Below are 18,631 nucleotides of genomic sequence, written 5' to 3' on the forward strand. Positions count from 1 at the left end.
TATTCGTTATCAATCGATATTAGATTGTTTCACGCGCCGGCCTAGGTTCAGAAGGTAGCTCGAAACGGATTCCGATGTCACGCAAGCGTTGGGCAGAACGTACGCGTTAGACAGCAGATCTTTTGCCATTCCAGGCACGCGCTCCGTGCGAGGGACGGTTCATTATCTTTAGGACTTAGGCCTACATCGCAGACTTGTTGCGGGCAACGAGGCCGGCGTTCAACCGCGCATTGGCTCGAACATTGAACTTGATCGGATTCCCTCGTCGATCGAGCGGGTTGAACCGCACGCAACTGAGTCCGTTAGGATCTGTTCTAGCTTTCAAAAAATATCCCGTTTGAGATGGCGCGGGCTCACGAGCAACTCGTGCGAGACGCGCGACATTGCTCTCGGATCTTCACGGCGTTGTTCCCGCACTTGCGCTTCTCCGCGTGTCGGTTTTGTAGACTGGACGAGGTCTAAGTCCTACGCAAGCCGGCCCTGTCCCGACGTTCGTCAGACCGTTTCTGGCGGAATGAAGATAATCGATCGGAGTGTGTGAGGCGGCTGACGGTTCTGTCGCCGTCCGAATTCGGACAGTAGCCAACGGTACAGCTTCGCTCCTGCGCCAATTCCACAACGCGAAGTCATTCCCTGGCGCTGACTCACGCGACGTCCTAACTTGATGTGCGTACGCCGTGCCGGGAAGCAGCGGGGCAGGCTCAATCGAACTCACTCATCTTCGTCCGTTGAACCGCGCTCGCACACTCCGCGTGGATACGCTCCCGAGGAATAATAATCGGAGCACGAACGCCACGGCGAATCGCGGTGTCGAATCTGCACAGTCATGTTCTCAGCCAGCGAAGTGCTCCTGTCGCAGTCCGACTGTCCGAATTCGGACACTCTTCTTTGATCACGACCGACCTGGCAAAGGTGTTGGCAGAGCAAATACCACAAGATGCATCGCGGAGAGTTAACAATGACGCCGGTCGCTGTCTCTCGTTACAGTGAACATCGACCACCGTCTTCCCAATGGGAGTGTCGAGGCTTGTTTGTCGCCGCGCGGTCGGTGTCCGAATTCGGACAGCTCGCCGCTTAGCCAGCGACACCCGAAGCTTGTTCTACTGTCCGAATTCTGACACTCACGGTTGATAGCTTCCAACCTAAGTCGGGGAACGAGAACATACCAACATATAGTTGCGTCATTGCCGCGGGTTGTTCAAAGTGCCGGTACTGCAACGTCCAAGCTAGGGAAACGAGCCGTCGAGTGGTGGTCGGGACGCGGCGTTTTGTTCATCGCAACCGACGATTTGTGCCCGAGTCCGGACAGTTCATTGCTCCGGCCAGACTACGTCGTGAGTCGAGTACCCTTTGTCCGAATTCGGACACTCTCCTCCGCGACCGCTGCGGGCAAAGCGCCCTATCAAAAACTCCAGGCATAAAAAAACCCGCCGAAGCGGGGTTGGGAAATCACTCAGACTGAATAGAGAACATCTTTCCTATGTGTTCTCTGAGTTGATTTTCCTGCTCTTCCGTCATCACGCCGGCCTTAAACTTGAATGTCAGTCCCTTGACGTCCTTCGTGATACTTCCGGCCTGCACCTTGCCCGCAAAAATCTTGAGTATGCTTCGCCCCCCGGCGTCCGTCGCGGACTCACCGCGACTGGCCTGCGCGCTAAGACTTGCCGCCACTTTTGTCTGCACCAAGTCGCCAGAGAGCACGTGTGGCCACAACTCTTGCAACGCCTTGAGACCCTGCTCACCCGTCTTTTTGAGCGCATTGGCGATATCCTGCGCCGACGACGCCCCCAGCACCGACGGATTCAAATCCAGATCCCGCTTCACAAAATCCGGCAGCGCGTCGTACGCAAGAAATCGATAGAGATCGCTACGGCTAATTCCCATCGCTTCCGCAAGCCGAGTTCTGTTGGGAAACTCCGCTTCCGCGCGGCGAATTGCAATTGCGATCTCGTAGTCTGAAAGATCATCTCGCGTGACGTTCTCCATCAACGCCAAGGCCGCCATATCCTGATCCGTGCACTCGATCACCACGCCACGGACCGTCGGCTTATTGATAAGCTTGTGAGCACGCCATCGCCGTTCACCCGCGACAAGTTGATATGACTCGCCAACACGGCGTACCGTCACCGCCTGAAGTAAACCCACTTCGCCGATAGAACGAGCCAGTTCTGCCAGCTTGCTTTCACTAAACTGGCGACGCGGCTGCCACGGATTCGGCACAATAGCGTCCACAGCAATATCTGTATCGACGCCCCTTGCCTCGAGTTCCTGAATCCGAAGCTGCGCCGCAGCCAACGCACTCGTTATGCCCGGCATCGTCTGCGGACCGCGGTTCGATTTCTCCTTCTTGCTCTCCCCTTTGAAATCCGCGGGCTTTGGAAGGTTGGCCGTCTTGGCCATGAGCTGTTCTCTGATATTACTCATGCCGACTCCTTCCAGGATTTGACGAACATATCATCCAGCCATTTGGCATATTGCATCATGGGCTGCCGCACCCGCTGCAGCGACTTCGCCGTCGAATGCGTGCTGACGACGTCCAGCGCGGTCGAGAAGGAAAGCGCGCCGCCGCTCATCACCGAACTTGCGGGGATCTCGAACGGATCGAGCCATCGACCATACGCGCTTTGCGCCCACTGACGAACGACCGGCGCCGACGACGTCTTGCCGTAATCCACCTTCGACAACAAAATCGAGATGAAGTCGTAGACCTTATCCTCTTCATACGGGAGGAAGTCTTCCGCCACATCGGAGAACAGCCGCCAGAACGCCAATGAACTGATGAAGTCGAGATTCTCCGGAATCATCGGCATCACCAGCGCGTCGGCGGCAAGGAGCGCGTTCAGGTTCATATAGGACAGCGACGGCGACGTATCGATCAATATGTAGTCGTACTGCGATCGCAGCGGCTCGAGTCCTTCGCGAAGCACGGCCCAGAATCGGTAGCCCTGAATCGTCTTCTGGCGAGCGGGCAAAAGAAACTCTGCGCCATATAGGAATGTGTGACCTGGGATAATGTCGAGACCATCCCAATACGTCGACTGCACGTTCGCGCCCAAGCCGCCTTCCACGTTCTGATCATAGATATAAGGCAGCACGGTGTCGTCGCCGGAGATTTCCTTCTCGGCATACAGTCCGCACAACTCCGACGCCGAAGCCTGCGGATCGAGATCGATCAGCAACACCTTGCGGCCGAGAAGCGTGAGTGCTTGTGCGAGGCAAACGGTCGTCGTGGTCTTGGCCGATCCGCCCTTGAGTTGCGCCGTCGTCAACACCTTGCCGCGAAAAGTGCTGTCGCCGTCGTCAAGACGCGTTTGAAAGATATCGGATGCCATCTTCACCCACATCCGAACCTCAGGCAAAGTAAACGTCCGGCTGCGGCCGCTACCGTTGAGCGTGCCCGTCGGCAAACCACCTTCACCCTTGGTGACGAGATATTGAATCTGCTGCCGCGTCAGGTTGCACATCTCGGCCAGTTCGCCGATCGTGTAGAAGGGCGCGAGCTTTCGCGGGCGAGGCGCAAGAATCTGTTCCCGAAGGTTGTCAGAAAACGGTTCAAGGTTATCCGCAAATTCCGCGACTTCGCGAAGCGTAACCTTGCGATCTTCCATCGGTAGGGTGCCTACGTTTGCCATTCTGCGCTTTCTCCATGTATTGACGCCGAAGCGCAGAATACACGAATACGCGTAAACAAGGTTGCATTGCGCCGAGATTTAACCGTTCGGACGTATATCGACTGGCATTTCGTTGATTTTCAAGGGGTTTTAGGCGCATCGGAAAATGCACTTCTGCATTTTCCGATGCCGAAACCGCGCGTTTTGCACATCGCCATTTGATTCCTCTGATGTCCGCACAAAAACCGTCCCGGAGACGGTTTTTGTGTGACCTCTGTTTCTTCGAATTTTCATAGCTTTATCAACAACTTAGGAAAAGAAAACCGGATTTCCCAAGGTAAACTTCATCCGTGCTCGTTAAGTTATTTTGTAAACCTGAACCCGCAAACCCACATACAAGGGCAGCATTTTCCCTTTTAAATCAACGAAAAAACCTGTGGATAGAGACGGTTTCTGTGCCGAGTGAGACGCTTTTTGTGCGTGCTGGGACGCAAATTGGGCCGGACGAGACGGAAATTGTGGTGACAGGGTCGGAAATTGTGATGGCGACGCAAGAGCGGGACGGTTTTTGTGCGAATCCAAGCGTGAAAAGGGCGGGGTGGTTTTTGTGTTGACACCCCTTGTTCGCCTGTTAGAGTGCCGGGGATCGAAGCCGAATCGGAAGCATGGAAAACCAAGATTTCACTGTCACCCCGCAGCAGCTCGCGCTGGACATCTACGAAGACATGTCTGCGCAGGGCTCGGCTATCTGCGAGTCGACGAGGGATATCGGCTTCCTGCGCAACAACATCTTCACGCGCGTCGGCGGTCTGGGCATCGCCGCCCGGCGCGTGCTCGATGCGGCGTACTTCATCGTCGCGACCAAGTCTCCGGAAGAACTGATCGACGACAAGGTCTACACGTTCACGGCCGACATCAACTATTTCAAGTGGCTGATGCGCTACGACAGCCGCAATCACAGCCACCTCATCGCTCAGATGAGAGCCGCGGCCCGGGCGCGCGTAGAAATCATGACGGCACCGTCCATCGAAGAGCTCACCGAAAAGGACTCGTGGGGAACCATCAGTCTGCTCGGCGACTGCTATATCGAGCGCAATGTCGTTTGCATTTTGCTTGCCGGGCGCGTCATCAAATATCTGATCAGTCCGTACAAGGCGCACTGGCTCAGCTTGCGGGCATCGACGGCTTTCTCGCTTTCCCTCGCCCGTGCGATCTACGACCGCCTCATTCCGTGCGAAGGCCACGGCGTCACCGAGTGGTTCGCGTACGACGACGTGCTGGAGTGGCCGGGCAAGGTCGGCGAGTCGCGCAAGGAAGTGAAGGAGTTCAAGAAGCATTTTCTCGGACCCGCCATCGACCAGTTGAACGAGGTATCGGATTTCGATGTCAGTTGGGAGCCGAACGCCGAACGCGTCGCGCCCGAGAAACTGAAAATCCGCTTCCGCTTCACGAAGAAGCAGGGCGCCGATGCCGCGCGCGCCGGCATTCAGGATTCGATGTATCTCCTGCTGCACAACGAATTCGCCTTCGATACGCCCGACTTCGAGCGGCTCGCCAAGCGCCGTGATGTGTGGACCGACGAGCGGCTCGAGCAGGCGATCGAATACACGCGCTACAAGCTCAACGAAGGCAAGGTGACGGTGAGTCCGCGCGGCTATCTGTTCAAGGCGCTCGAGGGGAATTACCGGATCGGCGAAGCGGACCGGAAGATGGCGTCCATCAAGGCGAAGCAACTCGAGGACGACAAGAAAGTGCGCCGCTCACGCGACACCGCGCAGGCGCATCTCGAAGCCAGCATCCAGGTTCAGAACGATACCGCCAAGGCCAAGATGAGCGAAGAGATCCGCGCAGGCCGCGAGTTCTTCGAGTCGGTCGATGCTGCCGCGCGCAAGGAGTTGTGTCACTCGTTCGTGAGCCAGTTGATCCCCCAAAGGCTCATCGAAAAGCAAGGTTTGTTGCGTGAGAACCTGAGCGCGGACAATATCCTCACGGTCAATCGAGTGGTCGCCGACGCGTTCTGTTCCCACGTCTTCGTGAAGATGAAGAAGGCGCGCGCGAGCGGTCCCGCCTGAGCTTCGTTCGGTATCCTGCGTACCGCTATTCAACGGCGCCCTTCAACGGTTTCTGCCAGCCTGCGAGCACCGCGCCCACCGCCAGCACGAGCGCGGAATAGACGAGGCCAAGCTTCAATCCGGCGCTGTCCGACACCTTCCCGATCACCACCGGCCCGACGATCTGTCCGAACGCGAACACGATAGTGAATGCGTTGATGCCCCGCGGCCACTCGTTCGGCGGCAGGTTGTGCCGCACGAATGCCGTCGTCGATGCCACCGCGGACAGGAACGTCGCGCCGAACAGCGTGCCCGAAACGAATGCCGCCAGCGGATGCGCGAGCATCGCGGGAATGAGCGTCGCTGCAACGAGGAGGGCATTGAGGATTGCCAGCGCCTGACCGCCGCGCATGCGATCGAGCAGCCCTGACCACATCCGCGCCGATACGACGGTCGCCACGCCCAGCAGGATATAGAAGCCGCTCACGACACCCGCGCTCATGCCGGCGTTGCGAAGCAGGGCGACGATGAACGTCATGTAGCCGATATAGCCGATGCCGAAGCATCCGTAGCCGGCGAGCGCGAGCGCGAACCGCCGCCGCTGCACCGGGCCGCTGCGCACGGTCCCTGCGCCCGAACGCGTCGCCGCGAGCGGATGCGTCGATTCGATCCGACGCGCCGCCCACACCGCGATGCCCGAGCACGCAGCGCACGCGGCCGCCAGTGCAAACCAGGCGAAGCGCCAGCCGTGCGCGACGGGCAGCACCGCAAACGGCACGAGTATCGACGAGATCACGATGCCCCAGCCCGTGCCGCCGTAGTACAGGCCGATGACGAGGCCCGCATCGCGCGGTGACAGCGATGCGAGCCGCGCCGCCAGCACGCCGCCGCTCACGAAGATGAGCGCGCTGCCGATGCCCGTCGCAACGCGCAGCACGAGCAGAGCGTCGGTATCGGTGGTTGTGCCGCTTGCCGCCATCAGCAACGCCGTCGACGCGCAGCCCACGACGAACAGCGTCCGCGACGCGACGCGCATCGACAATCGCGAGAAGGCGATCGCGCCGAGCAGATAACCGAACGCGTTCGCCGTGTTCATCGCACCGGCCTGCGCGAAGTTCCACGCGAGGTCGAGCCGCATCGGCGGGAGCAGGAGCGCGTAGGAAAAGCGCGCGAGCCCGAGCGCGATCGCACTGCCGAGCGACAGCGCTACCGCGAGCAGAAGTGCCTGCCTTCGACCGGTCTCGTGGACGTTTGCGGCGGATAAATCGGAAAGCTGTGCACTTGCATCGTCACGCGGATTCACGCTCTTGTCGTCCTGTGGATGAACAGCCCAATGGTATCGCGGACCGGTCACATTGCTTACACAGGCGATGGCTAAGCTTCGCAGCGCTGCGTTGATCCGCACGCCCGGAGCCGGAGAACCCGATGTCGACTGTTTCAAGCCGCCACGCCATCGTGGCGCGAATCGCCGTATGCGCCTGCGCAATCGTTTGCGGATGCGGCAAGTCCGAAGTGCCGACATCGGAAGCTGCGGCGCGCAGCGAGTCGTCCGCATTACCCGCAACCTCCGCGACGAGCGAGCTTCAGGACTGGGCCAAGCAAGCTACGGCCAGCGCTTCCGCCGCCTCCGGCACGCCCGCGCAACCCGCGATGGCGCACGTTGCCCCGGAGCCGCTCGCGACACCGGTCATTCACACGGTCGAGTGACCTTCCTTTCCACTTCCCCGCTAAACGAATGAAAAACAAGAACCGACGTGACTTTTTGCGCGCGGCCGTCGAGGCCGCAGGCGCGGCCGCCGCGCTGAACGTGATGCCGCTCGGCATCTCCCAGGCGCTCGCGATTCCCGCGAACAACCGCCATGGATCGATCGAGGACATCGAGCACATCGTCGTGCTGATGCAGGAGAATCGCTCGTTCGACCATTACTTCGGCACCTTGCGCGGCGTGCGCGGCTTCGGCGACAAGACCGCCGTCACGCTGCCCAGCGGCAAGCCGGTCTTCAATCAGCCCATCGCGGCAGGCGCGGGCGACGTGCTGCCGTTTCATCCGGGCGCGTCGAACCTCGGCCTGCAGTTTCTGCAAGACTTGCCGCATGGCTGGACGGACGGGAAGGGCGCCTTCCACGGCGGCCTGTACGACCAGTGGGTGCCGTTCAAGGGCTCGACAACGATGGCGTACCTCGAGCGCGACGACATCCCGTTCCACTATCAGCTCGCCGATGCCTTCACGATCTGCGACGCCTACCATTGCTCGACCAACACGTCGACCGATCCGAACCGCTACTACATGTGGACGGGCTATGTCGGCAACGACGGCACGGGCGGCGGCCCGGTCGTCGACAACGCGGAAGCCGGCTACGGCTGGTCCACGTTTCCCGAAGTCCTGGAACGCGCGGGCATCTCGTGGAAGATCTATCAGGACATCGGCAACGGGCTCGATGCGAAGAACGGCTGGGGCTGGACCGATGACGCGTACATCGGCAATTACGGCGACAACTCGCTGCTCTACTTCACGCAATATCAGAACGCACAGCCCGGCAGCCCGCTCTACGAAAAGGCGCGGCGCGGCACGAACGCCGCCGCCGGCGACGACTACTTCGCGATCCTGAAGCGCGATGTCGCGAGCGGCACGCTGCCGCAAGTCTCGTGGATCGTCGCGCCCGAGGCGTTCTCCGAGCATCCGAACTGGCCCGCGAACTACGGCGCGTGGTACATCGATCAGGTGTTGCAGGTGTTGACGTCGAACCCGGACGTATGGAGCAAGACGGCGCTCCTCATCAACTACGACGAGAACGACGGCTTCTTCGATCACCTCGTGCCGCCGTTTCCGCCGACGTCGAGCGCCAACGGCCTCTCGACCGTCGACACCCGTGCCGAAATCTTTCCGGGCAGCGCGAAGTACGCGAGCGGCCCGTATGGCCTGGGCGCGCGTGTGCCGATGCTGGTCGTGTCGCCGTGGTCGAAAGGCGGCTGGGTATGCTCCGAGACCTTCGACCATACGTCGGTGATCCGCTTCATCCAGAAGCGCTTCGGCCGCAAGCACGGACTGGCCGAGCCGAATATCTCGCCGTGGCGACGCGCGATCTGCGGCGATCTGACGTCCGCGTTCGACTTCCGCAATCCGAGCAGCGCGATGCCCGCGCTGCCAAGTACGAGCGCCTACGTTCCGCCCGACAAGAAGCGGCATCCCGATTACGTGCCCGTGCCGCCCGTCGCGCAGACGACGCCGAAGCAGGAGCCCGGCGTGCGCGCCGCGCGCGCATTGCCGTACGAGCTTTTCGTGCGCACGCGCGCGGGCGCCTCGAAAGATGCCGTCGCCTTCGATTTCGTCAACACCGGCAACGCGGGCGCGGCCTTTCTGCTCTATCGCAACGCGAGCGCCGAGCCGCCGCGCACCTACACGGTCGAAGCGGGCAAGCGTCTCGCGGACCACGTCGCCGCGAATCAGGACGGCAGTTTCGATTTCGTCGTGCACGGCCCGAATGGGTTTCTTCGCCGGATCGCGGGCAAGGCTGGCGCGCAGCAAAGCTGGTGGTCGCGCGAGCAGGCCGCGCCGGAAGTCGCGGAAGGCTATGACGTCGCGAACGGCAATCTGCAACTGCGGCTGGACAATCGCGGCACGGCTGCGTGCACCTTCAGCGTGACCAACGCATACGATCCGGCGAAGACGATCACGCGGCGCGTGCGTGGCGGCGATACCGTGCAGGTTTATCTCGATCTGCGCGACACACACGGCTGGTACGACGTCGAGATCAAGGTCGATACGGATCGCGCGTTCCTGCGGCGCCTCGCGGGTCACGTCGAAGACGGCCGCGACAGCATGAGCGATCCCGCGCTCGGCGCATGAGGCGCTCCCGCTGATCAGCCATCGCCGGCCGCGCGCGTTCATGGCGCGCGGCCGCGCATCACACGGCAGGATCGTCCTCATCCGCGCCGGCAGCGGAACCCGTCCGACCCGCCCACGCCCACGCAACATCGGTAAAAACATGCGAACGTGTGGCGCTACACACTTACGTGGGACATGCACGCATTGCGCAGCCCGGCGAAGACGGAGAAGATCGAGGGGCACACCAGTTCAACCTCACGATGCAGACGTCTGCGAGATCAAGACATGGCACGCGGTAGCCGCAGCGTCGAATTGCATCGCCAATCCAATAACGAATTGGGGTGCAACACCGGAGACGGGGATGAGAGAACGGGCAACAGTGCTGCTGGTGCGTCGCCAGTCAGTGCTTCTGGTCCGGGAGCGCGGCGGTCCGTGGCTGCTCCCGGGCACAACGGTTGAATACGACGAATTGACGATTGTTGCGGCGATCCGAGCGCTGCATGAAGACACCGGTGTCGCGGCGAGTGCCGTCGCTTTCCTGTTCGAGCAGGTTTCGGCGCATCACTTGCACCATGTTTTTCGCATCGCGATTCCAGACGACGTGCATCCACGGCCGTCGGCCGGCGGCAGGCTGCACGAACTGCTATGGGTCGATGCCTCGCAGCTCGCGCAAGTCAGCGCGACGCCGGGCACGCGGGCCATTCTTCATCGGGCGATGGGCGGAGTCCACGAGAGTTCGCGGTCGTCGTGGAACCACGACGCCGCCGGGCCGGGCGCGGCTGCGGGTATCGGCAGGCGCTGGCGCTGAACCGTCCGAAAACGGTGCTTTTTCATCTGTCGAAAGCGTGAAAGGGCATTTTTCGCTGAAAATGAATATTTTTTCAGCGAAGATGCGCCTATGCTTCCGTTGAAATGTGCGCTGGCGCTCGTTCAGATCCGACGAGTCGCCAGTGCGGCCCACGCACGGACGCATTCACCCTTTGAGGCGGAGGAAACCATGAAGCTGGTCATGTTCGTCGGGACCGTCGGATTCATCGCCGTAGTCGGTCTATCGCTGTTGGCCGTAGCGGACATTCTATTGGCGCAATCTGACAAGCCGGCCGAAAGAGAATGGCTCGCGTGAAAGAATTCGGAAGTTTCTTTTGGCCGATCGCTGATTAATCGTCGGTCGAATAGTCCGGCTGGACTGCGCTGAAACGTTCATAACGAACGGGCTCATTCGAATTGCGCAATTCGACCTTTCGAAATTCGGATTTGCGTATTAAAACTTCTCTATCGGCATCCTGATTCATCGCGGGGGCGTCGTCGCTCGCGAGACCGGTCGTGCCTGCGCTGCCGCACCGGGTCGGCGACCCGCGCTGTCGTTGCGCCCTTGCGCCGGTCAGATGAACAAAGGCAATTTTCCCCATTTGTTCCGGGATTTGCGCGGGTGGGAGTCGTCCGAAAATGATTCTCATGGCGATCGCGTAAAAAATGGGCGGATTCGTCATGTGATAGAATCGGGGATTAACGAACGTTTGTTTCGGACTAAACTTTAGCGGCGTGTTTTATCAAATGCTTGATACAACGCGGTGAGCGCGGAGGAAGCATGACTGTGGTCGGTGTTATAGGCGCAATTGTTTTTTTCGCAATAATTGGGCTGGCATTGTTGGCGGTAATCGAAATTATCTTTTCGCCTTTCTCGCGAAATAAAGGAGATAAAACGAGCGAGTCGGGCCATAAGCGGCCTACGTGGTATCGCAAGCGTGAAGCCGCCGTACATCGCGACGAAGCGCCTTGACGCGCGCCGTGCGTCAAATCGGCTCAATTTACTGAAGTTCAAGGCGAAGTTCTCCCTACCGCAAACAGGTCGCTCAGCCGCTCCAGGCCTGCCAGTCCTCGCGCAGTTCAGCATTGTGGAACAGCCGTTCCATTTTCCTTCATTCCATTTACGCTCGCTAGCTTGTGTGCGATAGCGCACCGCATGCAATTTCCCCAGACTTTAGTCTTTTTTCGCATCGGTCACCCGTAATGGACTGACCGTCCACTGTGAAAGCGCTGATCAAAGCGCATAAAAGACAGTTAAGCGTTTATGTACAGGCGGCCGCGAGAGGCCGTCATTAAATCCAATCAAAACAAACGCGGCCCCAATCGAGCGAAGCGAAACTCGAATATCTGCTGCTGACAGAGAGAAGACATATGGCGCAATCCTCGTTTCCTTCCGTGCTTCAGTGGTGGACGAACTTCGAAAAGCGTCTCTATGGCGACTCTTGCGACGCGGCCCGGGCCGATGCTCCCGCGCACGACTCGCTCGTCGTGCTGTATGACGGGCACGAGAATGTCGAAGCGTTGTGGAAGGCGCTGCTCCAATGCCGGACGCCGCACATCCAGGTCGTGTGGAAGTCGCCCGAGACAGGCGAAATGCGTCTGCTCGCGGAGTCGCACGTCGCGATACCGGAGAAGCTCTTCTTCCTGAAGTCGCTGCAGACGAGTCATCAGCGCATCGACGTGCTCATCGAGCGTGCGCGCAGGCGTCTCGATGCCGCCGGGTCGCCCCAAGTTTTCCCGCTCGTCGAGAGCGAGGCGACGCCGGCTTTTCTGTCGGGGCTGACGTCGGCCTGGTTCGCGCTGCGGCATCTGGGCAGGAAGGTGCTCAACCAGCCGCTCAAGGTGCTCGTGCAGCGCGGCCACTGGGTACTTGCCTATCGGCGCGACGACAGCGCCACCGAGACGAACGAAAGCCGCGGCTGGGTGACGCTTCCCGGCTTGCCGACGGAGTTCCACGCCGATCCCTTCCTGTGGCGCGGCAAGAACGGCGAATATCACCTCTTCTTCGAAAGCCTGCCCTACGACACCAACCGCGGCACGATCAGCCATGTCGCGTTCGATCCGGCCACGCAGTCGTGGCAGGAGACGCCGCGCATCGTGCTCGAGCGCAACTATCACCTGTCGTATCCGTTTCTGTTCGAGCATGAAGGCGAGATGTTCATGATTCCGGAAACGTGCGGCAACCGGACGATCGAGATGTACCGCGCGGCCTCGTTCCCGTCCGAATGGGTGCTCCACAAGGTGGTCATGCGCGACATCGTCGCGGCGGACACCACGCTGCATTTCGATGGCAAGATCTGGTGGATGTTCACGAGCATCGCCGAAGACGGCGGCCCGAACTGGGACGAGCTGTCGATATTCCATTCCGACAGCCCGTTCGGCGAATGGACCGCGCATCCGATGAACCCGGTCGTCTCCGATGTCCGTCTCGCGCGCATGGCCGGCAACCTGTTCACGGATGCGCAGAATCGCCTGATCCGTCCCGCGCAAAACTGCGAGCGCGAATATGGCGCGGCGCTGGCGTTCCGCGAAATCACCGAGCTCACGACGACGACTTACGCCGAGCGCACGGTGTCGGTGCGCAATCCGCCGCGCGGTCAGCAGGGCGTTCATACGTGGAATTCGGCGGGCGCGTTCACGATCATCGATATCAAGACGCAGTTGCGCAAATGGAATCCGTGGCGCAGCCTGAAGAAGCGGGCGCGACGCCAGGCCGGCCCGGCCCCGGACGCACGCCGGCAAGCCAGCCAGCATGTGGGCCGACGTACAGAAAGGGCCACGCGCGCCGGCATACATTGATGGTTCACCGGAGCGACGAAAACGCGCCGCGGGTGGCCATCCGCACGCGTCGGTTACATGTCCTCCGGCGAGGCAGCCCATCGACATAAAACACACCCGTCAGCGGAGCTGTTCCGCCAGCCGCGCACGCGTCGGCTGCCTCGACGGGCCCATCGCAGAAAAACGGCAGCCGGGACCATGAAGCTTCTCCATGTCATCGTTGCGCTCAATGCGGACGGCGCTGAACGCATGCTTCAGCGCCTCATCGAGTCGCACATCGACGATCCGCGGTTTCGCCACGTCGTCTGCTCGCTGACGACGACGGGCAAGATCGGCGAAGAACTCGCCGCGCGCGGCATCGACGTGCGCAGCCTCGGCATGAAATCCCCGCTCGGCTTTCCGCGCGCGCTGTGGGATCTCGTGAAGCTGATCCGCGAAGTGCGCCCCGACATCATCCAGACCTGGATGTATCACGCCGATTTTCTCGGCGGCCTCGCGGGACGGCTCGCGGCGCACAAGCGCATCGTCTGGGGCGTGCGCACCACCGACGTGAAATCGGGCGGCTCGCGCGTCACCGTGCTGCTGCGCAAGATCTGCGCATGGCTCTCGTACTACGTGCCGCAGACGATCGTGTGCGCCGCCGAGGCTTCGCGCCGCGCGCACGTGTCCGTGGGCTACGACGCGAGCCGCATGATGGTGGTGCCGAACGGATTCGATGTCGCGCGCCTGTCCGCGACACCCGAGCAGCGCCGCGCGATCCGCGAGCAATGCGGTTTCGACGACAGGACGATCGTCGTCGGCGTGCTGGGGCGCTTTCATCCGGTGAAGGATCATCAGAGCTTCGTGCGCGCCGCGGGCCTGCTTGCCGCGCGCCATCCGGACGTGCGCTTCATGATGGTCGGCCGCGATCTCGACGCGAACAATCGCGAGCTCGCGGGCTGGATCGCGAACACGGGCTTCGCATCGCGCTTCGTGCTGCTCGGCGAACGGCGCGACGTGCCCGCGTGCCTGTCGGCGATGGACGTGTTCTGTCTGTCGTCGCGAACTGAAGGATTCCCGAACGTCGTCGGCGAAGCGATGGCGATGGCCGTGCCATGCGTCGTCACCGATGTCGGCGACGCGGCGATGCTCGTCGCGAACACGGGGGTTGTCGTCGCGAAGGAAAACGCCGACGCGCTCGCAGCGGGGCTTTCCCGCGTCATCGAAATGAAACCCGACGAGCGCGTGCGCCTCGGCCAGATGGCCAAGGCGCGCATCCACGCCGAGTTCACGATGATGCGCGCGCGCGAGCGTTTCGAAGATATCTACCTGCGGCTCGTCCAGGAAAAGTGAGCATCGCATCATCGCGGCCTGTGGCCGGATTTGAAGGAGAACGAATATGTGCGGTATCGTCGGCTTTCTGGGTGGGCGCGGCATCGGACCGGGCGACTCGAAGACAACGGTCCGGAAGATGGCGCTGGCCATCGACTATCGCGGGCCCGACGACGCGGGCGACTGGACCGATGATCTGCGCGGCATCGCGCTCGGGCATCGGCGGCTGGCCATCCAGGATCTGTCGGCAGCCGGGCATCAGCCGATGTCCTCGGTCAGCGGGCGTTACGTGATCGTCTTCAATGGCGAGATCTATAACCACCTCGATCTGCGCGAGGCGCTCGAAGACGCGCAGCGCGCGCCCGCATGGCGCGGTAGTTCGGATACCGAAACGCTGATGGCCGGCTTCGACGCGTGGGGCATTCAGGCGACCGTCGAGCGCGCGGTCGGCATGTTCGCGTTCGCCGTGTGGGACAAGCAGGAACGTCAGCTCACGCTCGGCCGCGACCGGCTCGGTGAAAAGCCGCTCTACTACGGCTGGCAGGGACACGGCGACGAAGCCGCGTTCCTCTTCGGCTCGGAGCTCAAGGCGCTGCGGGCGCATCCTGCGTTCGAGAACAACGTCGATCGCGGCGCGTTGACGCTGCAGATTCGCCACGGCTGCGTGCCCGCGCCGTATTCGATCTTCGACGGCATCTCCAAGCTCGAACCGGGCAAGCTGCTTTCCGTCTCGATGGAGCGGCGCGAGCCGCGCATCTGGGCCTACTGGTCCGGCGTCGAGGCGGCCGTCAATGGCGCCGCGCGCGGCTTTGCGGGCAGCGCCGAAGACGCGGTCGACGAACTGGAGCATCTGCTCAGCGATGCGATCCGCCAGCAGATGATCTCGGACGTGCCGCTCGGCGCGTTCCTGTCGGGCGGTGTGGATTCGTCGACGATCGTCGCGTTGATGCAGAAGCAGTCGACGCGTCCGGTCAAGACGTTCACGATCGGCTTCAACGAAAGCGACTTCGACGAAGCGAAGCTGGCGAAAGCCGTCTCCGCGCATCTCGGCACCGAACATACGGAACTGTATGTGACGGCGCGCCAGGCGCTCGATGTGATTCCGCGCCTGCCCGAACTCTATGACGAGCCCTTCGCGGATTCGTCGCAGATTCCGACGTTTCTCGTGTCGCAGCTCGCACGGCAGCACGTCACGGTCTCGCTGTCCGGCGATGCCGGCGACGAGCTCTTCTGCGGCTATCAGCGCTACCGCACCGCGCCTGGCATGTGGGACAAGGTGACGATGCTGCCGGCGCCGTTGCGCAAGCTGGCGGCGTCGGGCATCGCGGGGATTTCGCCGAAGCGCTGGAACAGCATGGCGGGGCTCATGGGACCGATGCTGCCGTCGTCGCTGCGCGGCGTGAAAGTCGGCGACAAGCTGCACAAGGGCGCGCAATTGCTGTCGTGCCGCACGCAAGACGAGGTGTACCTGCATCTGATGTCGCAATGGAACGACCCGGACGCGCTCGTGATCGGCGGACGCCAGCCGCCCACGCTGATGACCGGCAATGCGCCGGCCTTCACCGGCCTCGACGACGTGCAGCGCATGATGGCGCTCGACATGATCACCTATCTGCCCGACGACATTCTCACGAAAGTCGATCGCGCCGCGATGGGCGTGTCGCTCGAAACGCGCGTGCCGTTCCTCGATCACCGCGTCGTGGAGTTCGCGTGGCGGCTGCCGCAATCGATGAAGGTGCGCGACGGGCAGACCAAGTGGGCGCTGCGTCAGGTGCTGTACCGTCACGTGCCGCGCGCGATGATCGAGCGGCCCAAGCAGGGTTTCGGCGTGCCGATCACGCACTGGCTGCGTGGCGAGCTGCGCGACTGGGCGGAGGCGCTGCTGGATGCATCGCGGCTGCGTCGCGAGGGCTTCTTCGATCCGGCCATCGTGCGCGCGAAGTGGCAGCAGCATCTGTCGGGCGAGCAGAACTGGCATCGTCAGTTGTGGAACGTGCTGATGTTCCAGTTGTGGCTCGAGCATCAGCAGGCATCGTCGATTCCGCTCTTTACGTCGCCCGCGGCGGATCTGGCTGGCGTGGCGAGTTGATACACGGCGGCGCGTGCGCCGCTCGTTCGTAGTTGAAGAGGCCTTGGTCTGTACGGACCAAGGCCTTTTGTTTTGGCGCTGGTTCAGCGCGTTTGCCGAGCGGTATTCGATAAATCTGCAGCACTGCTCGTCTGCATCGGATCGCGTGCCTCGCATCGTTTTGTCGTGGACAACAGGTGCGTAACGTTCGCGCATGGCTTGAGGCAATGCGTATTCGGAACCGGAAGAAGCGCCGCTCCAGCGCCCGATTCGACGGATAGCCTCGATCGCCCATCCGAAAGCAAAAAGGCCCTGGTTCGTCGAACCAGGGCCTTTCAGTCTTCTACCGCTTGCGGCGCGTTACTGCGCCTTCGGATCACTTGTGATGCGTCTGCTCAGGCACGGCGGCGGTCACGATGCCCTGGCTGCTGATGAGCCAGCGCGGCGTCCTGAACCGGACGATCGCGACATAGAGCCACACATACGCGACGACGAACACCACGGCCGTCACCGCGAGCACCACCGGGTTATGCCAGAACAGCGAAGCGGGCACGATGCCGATCATGCTCAGCACCCACAGATACGGCGACGTGCGCGCGTTTCTGCGCTGACGCTGGCGCGGGTCCGTGCCTTTGCGCACCACGCGCTTGAAGATCAGCGTATGCAGGTGGATGCCGTCGGGCGCGCCCACCGGACGGCCGCGCACGATCCGGCGGCGGTAGATCGAGAACAGCGTTTCGAAGAGCGGATAGATCGCGACGACCATCGCGTACCACGCCGAGATGTTCGGATGCCGGGCGACGAGCAGCACGAGCAGCTCCGCGATCGTGAAGCCGATGAAGTACGCACCGCCATCGCCGAGGAAAATCGACGCAGCCGGATAATTCCAGATCGCAAAGCCGCCGATTGCGCCGATCATCGTGAGCGCGGCGCTCATCACGAGCAAATCTCCCACTGCGTGCGCGACATAACCGATCGAACCCAGAATCAGAATGGACACGACGGCGGCGAGCCCGTTGAAACCGTCGATGATATTGACCGCGTTGGTGAGCCCTGCGACGGCGAGCACCGTCAGTCCGATAGCGATTGGTGCGAAAGTGAGAATCGGGTCGACGAGCGGCAGGTCCACGCGGCCGATCACGCCGTGCAGCAGAAAAGCGCCCAGGAGCGCGGCGAGCATCGCGCTCAGAAGCCGCGCACGGACGCTCACGCGCTTGGTCACGTCCTCGATCACGCCGCTCAGGAACGCGGGCGCGGCGCACAGCAGCAACAACATGGATTCCTCGCGCGGATTGCCGCCGACGAAAGCGCACACAGAAAAGGTCACGATGGCCGCGACCATCAGGGAGACTCCGCCGATCCGCGGAACAGGATGAGAATGATTCTTCTGAACGCCTTTCAAATCATGATCCAGAGAGAGCACCCCGAAGCGCCCCGCGAATCGAACTATAAGTAGCGTGATGCAGAAAGAGCATATGAAGCCAAGCGCAAGGTTTAACATTTTTCTCACTCACGAAGAGGGCGCATCTCTTTTCGAATATCTAAACCCGAAAGCGTATGTTAGGTACTACCCCTGCCATTGTCCACGGATTTATGGCCGTTTAATGTGTGAAACCGGACCAATCGTGATTACATTGGGATTTCCCCCGATTATTCATACAAACGGGGTTTTAATGGCACGAAAATACAGCGGTTTATTTTAAAGTTTTAGTAATTCGAATTTGATAAACCGTACGCTGTCAGTGCGCAAGCACACCTTCGCGCGCATTTTCCGAGAGGGGCCGTACGCAGTCCTGGCAGGCGCCAGGGCCAACCGGCGTCTGCCCCGCCGGTTCTGGCGCAACGGCCCGTGCGGCGAGGCGAAGAAATGTCCGTAACCGGGCTCCCGCCTGAACCGCATTTCCTCATAGAATTAGCAGGCCGATTAACATCGATTATATGTGCGGTGCCGCGCATACACCAAGGGGCGCTGTGATATTTTCGATTTGCTCAAATGGCCCGCATAGTCAATAAGGCGCTAAAAGTGAGCAACCGAACACTTGTCTGCTCTGAAAGGTTCGTTAAACAACAAAAATCGTCTGCGGGAATTTCTCTTTTTTTGAGTCGTGTGTTTCAATACGACTGCAATGACGGGGCGGGATTTTAACGGCCCCAAATGCAGTCCGAAAATCATCAAAAG

General features: G+C 61.1%; 14 protein-coding genes. 8 read left to right on the forward strand and 6 right to left on the reverse strand.

Annotated elements, in window-relative coordinates; translation table 11 throughout:
* Positions 1-1,449: 1,449 nt before the first annotated feature.
* Positions 1,450-2,424 (reverse strand): ParB/RepB/Spo0J family partition protein, encoded by a 975-nt coding sequence (locus AWB74_RS12160; protein WP_061147016.1) that lies wholly within the window; start codon positions 2,422-2,424, stop codon positions 1,450-1,452.
* Positions 2,421-3,632: an AAA family ATPase gene (locus AWB74_RS12165; RefSeq protein WP_061147017.1), complete on the reverse strand. Its 1,212-nt coding sequence runs from the start codon at positions 3,630-3,632 to the stop codon at positions 2,421-2,423. Before AWB74_RS12165 ends, AWB74_RS12160 begins: the two co-directional genes overlap by 4 nt.
* 644 nt (positions 3,633-4,276) lie before the next feature.
* Between AWB74_RS12165 and AWB74_RS12170 the strand changes: the two genes are divergently transcribed.
* A complete protein-coding gene (locus AWB74_RS12170) occupies positions 4,277-5,683 on the forward strand; it encodes a replication initiation protein (RefSeq protein ID WP_061147018.1) in 1,407 nt (468 codons plus the stop codon).
* Positions 5,684-5,708: 25 nt separating this feature from the next.
* On the opposite strand, the gene AWB74_RS12175 is transcribed toward AWB74_RS12170, so the two are convergent.
* Positions 5,709-6,965 carry a YbfB/YjiJ family MFS transporter gene (locus tag AWB74_RS12175; RefSeq protein ID WP_061147019.1) on the reverse strand — a complete coding sequence of 419 codons (1,257 nt, stop codon included), beginning with the start codon at positions 6,963-6,965 and terminating at the stop codon, positions 5,709-5,711.
* 122 nt (positions 6,966-7,087) lie between these two features.
* Between AWB74_RS12175 and AWB74_RS12180 the strand changes: the two genes are divergently transcribed.
* From AWB74_RS12180 to AWB74_RS48195, 4 genes are all read left to right on the forward strand, one after another.
* The gene (locus AWB74_RS12180; RefSeq protein ID WP_143749207.1) at positions 7,088-7,369 is read left to right on the forward strand and encodes a hypothetical protein; all 282 of its coding nucleotides are present in this window, start codon (positions 7,088-7,090) and stop codon (positions 7,367-7,369) included.
* 28 nt (positions 7,370-7,397) lie between these two features.
* On the forward strand, positions 7,398-9,509 hold the full coding sequence (locus tag AWB74_RS12185) for a phosphocholine-specific phospholipase C (protein WP_061147021.1): 2,112 nt from the start codon (positions 7,398-7,400) through the stop codon (positions 9,507-9,509).
* Between the two features lie 340 nt (positions 9,510-9,849).
* Positions 9,850-10,296, forward strand: a complete 447-nt coding sequence (locus tag AWB74_RS12190) for an NUDIX hydrolase (RefSeq protein WP_061147022.1) — start codon at positions 9,850-9,852, stop codon at positions 10,294-10,296.
* A gap of 189 nt (positions 10,297-10,485) precedes the next feature.
* Positions 10,486-10,611 (forward strand): hypothetical protein, encoded by a 126-nt coding sequence (locus AWB74_RS48195; RefSeq protein WP_268811189.1) that lies wholly within the window; start codon positions 10,486-10,488, stop codon positions 10,609-10,611.
* A gap of 34 nt (positions 10,612-10,645) precedes the next feature.
* Here the strand turns inward: AWB74_RS48195 and AWB74_RS12200 are convergent, their stop codons facing one another.
* Together AWB74_RS12200 and AWB74_RS45610 are read right to left on the reverse strand one after the other, a co-directional pair.
* Positions 10,646-10,978, reverse strand: a complete 333-nt coding sequence (locus AWB74_RS12200) for a hypothetical protein (protein ID WP_061147024.1) — start codon at positions 10,976-10,978, stop codon at positions 10,646-10,648.
* A gap of 44 nt (positions 10,979-11,022) precedes the next feature.
* Complete coding sequence (locus AWB74_RS45610) at positions 11,023-11,310, reverse strand: hypothetical protein (protein WP_143749209.1); 288 nt, start codon at positions 11,308-11,310, stop codon at positions 11,023-11,025.
* Positions 11,311-11,666: 356 nt separating this feature from the next.
* Here AWB74_RS45610 and AWB74_RS12205 point away from each other — a divergent pair, with 356 nt between their 5' ends.
* The 3 genes from AWB74_RS12205 (at position 11,667) to asnB (ending at position 16,473) form a co-directional block, all read left to right on the forward strand.
* A complete protein-coding gene (locus AWB74_RS12205; protein WP_235024552.1) occupies positions 11,667-13,094 on the forward strand; it encodes a glucosamine inositolphosphorylceramide transferase family protein in 1,428 nt (475 codons plus the stop codon).
* A 177-nt stretch (positions 13,095-13,271) separates the two neighbouring features.
* The gene (locus AWB74_RS12210) at positions 13,272-14,405 is read left to right on the forward strand and encodes a glycosyltransferase family 4 protein (RefSeq protein WP_061147025.1); all 1,134 of its coding nucleotides are present in this window, start codon (positions 13,272-13,274) and stop codon (positions 14,403-14,405) included.
* A 46-nt stretch (positions 14,406-14,451) separates the two neighbouring features.
* The gene (gene asnB / locus AWB74_RS12215) at positions 14,452-16,473 is read left to right on the forward strand and encodes an asparagine synthase (glutamine-hydrolyzing) (protein WP_061147026.1); all 2,022 of its coding nucleotides are present in this window, start codon (positions 14,452-14,454) and stop codon (positions 16,471-16,473) included.
* Between the two features lie 355 nt (positions 16,474-16,828).
* Here asnB and AWB74_RS12220 read toward each other — a convergent pair whose 3' ends face one another.
* Complete coding sequence (locus AWB74_RS12220; RefSeq protein ID WP_061147027.1) at positions 16,829-17,953, reverse strand: MraY family glycosyltransferase; 1,125 nt, start codon at positions 17,951-17,953, stop codon at positions 16,829-16,831.
* Positions 17,954-18,631: the final 678 nt, after the last annotated feature.

It is taken from the genome of Caballeronia arvi (genome assembly GCF_001544695.2).
GTDB lineage: Bacteria > Pseudomonadota > Gammaproteobacteria > Burkholderiales > Burkholderiaceae > Caballeronia > Caballeronia arvi.

What these genes read in the sequence shown, in the direction of transcription:
- AWB74_RS12160 (WP_061147016.1), bottom strand. Translation starts at nt 2,424, where the DNA reads ATGAGTAATATCAGAGAACAGCTCATGGCCAAGACGGCCAACCTTCCA.
- AWB74_RS12165 (WP_061147017.1), bottom strand. Translation starts at nt 3,632, where the DNA reads ATGGCAAACGTAGGCACCCTACCGATGGAAGATCGCAAGGTTACGCTT.
- AWB74_RS12170 (WP_061147018.1), top strand. Translation starts at nt 4,277, where the DNA reads ATGGAAAACCAAGATTTCACTGTCACCCCGCAGCAGCTCGCGCTGGAC.
- AWB74_RS12180 (WP_143749207.1), top strand. Translation starts at nt 7,088, where the DNA reads ATGTCGACTGTTTCAAGCCGCCACGCCATCGTGGCGCGAATCGCCGTA.
- AWB74_RS12185 (WP_061147021.1), top strand. Translation starts at nt 7,398, where the DNA reads ATGAAAAACAAGAACCGACGTGACTTTTTGCGCGCGGCCGTCGAGGCC.
- AWB74_RS12190 (WP_061147022.1), top strand. Translation starts at nt 9,850, where the DNA reads ATGAGAGAACGGGCAACAGTGCTGCTGGTGCGTCGCCAGTCAGTGCTT.
- AWB74_RS48195 (WP_268811189.1), top strand. Translation starts at nt 10,486, where the DNA reads ATGAAGCTGGTCATGTTCGTCGGGACCGTCGGATTCATCGCCGTAGTC.
- AWB74_RS12200 (WP_061147024.1), bottom strand. Translation starts at nt 10,978, where the DNA reads ATGACGAATCCGCCCATTTTTTACGCGATCGCCATGAGAATCATTTTC.
- AWB74_RS12205 (WP_235024552.1), top strand. Translation starts at nt 11,667, where the DNA reads ATGGCGCAATCCTCGTTTCCTTCCGTGCTTCAGTGGTGGACGAACTTC.
- AWB74_RS12210 (WP_061147025.1), top strand. Translation starts at nt 13,272, where the DNA reads ATGAAGCTTCTCCATGTCATCGTTGCGCTCAATGCGGACGGCGCTGAA.
- asnB (WP_061147026.1), top strand. Translation starts at nt 14,452, where the DNA reads ATGTGCGGTATCGTCGGCTTTCTGGGTGGGCGCGGCATCGGACCGGGC.
- AWB74_RS12220 (WP_061147027.1), bottom strand. Translation starts at nt 17,953, where the DNA reads ATGTTAAACCTTGCGCTTGGCTTCATATGCTCTTTCTGCATCACGCTA.